The sequence below is a fragment of the Blautia sp. MSK20_18 genome (genome assembly GCF_020553125.1).
GTDB lineage: Bacteria > Bacillota > Clostridia > Lachnospirales > Lachnospiraceae > Blautia_A > Blautia_A fusiformis.
In genome coordinates, this window is record NZ_JAJCGR010000078.1 from 1 (window position 1) to 2,778 (window position 2,778).

The window sequence follows — 2,778 nt, forward strand, 5'->3', positions numbered from 1 at the left end:
AATCTCGATAGGTCAGACGCTTTCACGCCTTTCGCCCCGAGCCACACCGTGCAAGCAACTTTCATTGCACACGGCGTTCCATGGGATAAGTCTTTATTGCTAATACAGTTACTTCAAAGTCTGGTTAATTGTTATAAGGTTAATTGCTTCCAATCCTGCTTTAGCTCTCCATTTGTTGAGCTTTGCAATCTTGGCAGGTGCCCTACAATCGAATAAATCGATGAGGGACTTGATGATTTTCACGTCATTAGAATAGATAAGGCTCTTTATATCTTTGTGTACGATTCTGAGGTTTGCATATTCATCCGTACCACCTTGGCTTGGTGGATTAAGATATATGCATTCCACATCTTCAAACGCAAGAGACACCTTTGAGAGTTCACACTTACCCTTTGATGCCACAAATCTTGATAGGCGGTTATCACAGAATTCGATACTATGATTCGTGTCGTTATCTCTACTCAACTTCAACAGCGTTTCTCCATATTCAGATTTAGCAAGCATGCGGTGAATACGTTCACGTCCCTGTGGGGTGTAACGATTGGTGTCCACTCGGTAGAACATTGGATTTTGCGTCCTACAGTATGCTACAGGGACGACAATCATACCATTGATATATCTAACCTGTTTGGACTCCCCATATTTCTGATAGAAATATTCGTCCATCGCACCTTTCAATGTCGGCGGTTTTTCCTTGGAGAGGTCAGCCCGACTATTCAGTCTCGTCTTCATGGTTATGTCAATCGACGGGAACAGTCTGTGAACATCTGCATTTATCATAGTAGCCATGTTATAGTACTGATGCATACCAATGACTGCTTGGTTGTATCTGATGAGGTCATCGTGCTGTGATTGTTCACTCTCGTGAGATTTACAGGCCTGCGCCATGGCATTTTTCAGCTTCACTCGTTGAGAATTGATGGCTTTGTCAGTCATATGAGACTTGATAGACCATTTCTTTCCCTTCTTGTAAAGTTTAAATTTTATGCCTAAGAAGTCGCTATAGCCTTTGGTAAGATTCGTAATTCGTGACTTATCTGGAGATGTTTCCAGCTTTAGTCTGTCCATTAGCCATTGCTCGACCGCATGCTTTAGCTTGGAAGCATCAGAATACGACCTGCAAAATATCTTAAAATCATCCGCATATCTCACTATGTGGCACTCTTTCAATCGGGACTGTCGCAACTTCTTGTACAGATTCCCTTTATTCGGGGTACCATTTTTATTCATATAAATATCGCTTTTCAGAGGATGCTTTGCAGGCATTTCCTCCCATTGACTGGCTATCCACCAGTCAAGCTCATTCAGCACAATATTTGCCAGTAAGGGACTAAGTACACCGCCCTGAGGCGTGCCTTTGTCGGGTACCGTTCTAACCCCATTTTCTTCAATTGGAGCTTTTAGCATTTTTCCAATTAAGGAAATCAGCCTTTTATCACGTATTCCCATCGTCCATATCTGCTTTAGTAGCTTTCCATGGTCGACATTATCAAAAAATCCCTTGATATCTACATCAACTACATAGTGGAATCCGTCCACCTGCGCCAGTTTGTAACACACGGCAACGGCATTCTTAGTGCTACGATTCGGTCTGAAACCATAACTGTGCCGATAAAACTTGGCTTCGCATATAGGCTCCATGACCTGCAACACGCTTTGTTGTACAATCCTATCTAATACCGTAGGGATTCCTAATGGTCGCATTTTCCCATTTGGCTTTGGGATATATACCCTTCTCACCGCTTTAGGCTGGTAGTTAAGAATTTTGTCCCTAACACATTGAACCAATGCTTCCTCTGACATCTCAGCTAAGTCCTTAAAGGTCTTACCGTCGACACCAGGTGTGCTGCTTCCTTTGTTTGATTTGAGATTACGGTATGCCATTTTGATATTGGCATCTGAACCGATAATACTTATCAGATTCGTGAAAATCTTTTCGCTCGCACTATCCGCATATAATGCGTCCTGTACTTCGACCATGCCGTAGTACTCAGCATATCGGATAGCACTTTTCTTTAACAATTCCTTTCTTTGCATAGTCAACATCACCTCACTCTCGCAAGACTTGTTTCTCTTAGTCATACTCGAACCTATGAATGTTAACTGCATTACTTTATTACACTTGTTTTGTCGACTGGCAGACTGACCAGTCGTCCCACTGGAGGCTGTTGCTCCACTCCCATTACAGAAGCTTCATCGCTCGTGCCTCCGCTCTCACAACGATAAAGGTAAGTTATACAGTGTGTTTTCCTTACCAACAGGTCATAGCATGTGCAACTGCTCGCTGTTCGTTGCTTTCGACGTTCCAATATGATGCAATATACTGTACTTAGGTGCTTCCTTTGAGCCTGCTGATTTCCATTGCCTGTAACAATGTTCCGACTTTCACTTCCACCCAGTTACTTTTCGGTAATCAGCGCCAAACCGTTGGCATACGCTTTTCAACGCATTCGAATTTTAGACTCTTTAAATCGTCAGTTCGTCCCCACTTCCGTGGATACTCACCATATACAGCTTCACTACATAATCACAGGCAACCCACACCTCTGTGAATCTTTCCTCAGCCTTACCTGTTAGGACCTGCTTTTTGCTCTTCACCCTAACTTTTGACAACCCGACAGTTCTTGCACAACTATCACGCTGTAGGGAGTTTGTGTGTGTCCCTTCCGGGCGTTACCCCTTCATTTGAACAACACCATATCAGTTGTATCAGTAGCTTTTCTTTTTACGGACGGCTACTGACCCCGCTGTCTATTCAACAAGCGGAACGTCTCGTCC

Annotated in this window: 2 protein-coding genes; both read right to left on the reverse strand. The window is 43.4% G+C overall.

Going from position 1 to position 2,778, the window contains the following annotated elements:
• Positions 1-108: 108 nt before the first annotated feature.
• A complete protein-coding gene (gene ltrA / locus LI091_RS18240; protein ID WP_242872675.1) occupies positions 109-2,037 on the reverse strand; it encodes a group II intron reverse transcriptase/maturase in 1,929 nt (642 codons plus the stop codon).
• Between the two features lie 429 nt (positions 2,038-2,466).
• Positions 2,467-2,613 carry a hypothetical protein gene (locus LI091_RS18245; protein WP_156340250.1) on the reverse strand — a complete coding sequence of 49 codons (147 nt, stop codon included), beginning with the start codon at positions 2,611-2,613 and terminating at the stop codon, positions 2,467-2,469.
• Positions 2,614-2,778 lie beyond the last annotated feature (165 nt).

What these genes read in the sequence shown, in the direction of transcription:
- ltrA (WP_242872675.1), bottom strand. Translation starts at nt 2,037, where the DNA reads ATGCAAAGAAAGGAATTGTTAAAGAAAAGTGCTATCCGATATGCTGAG.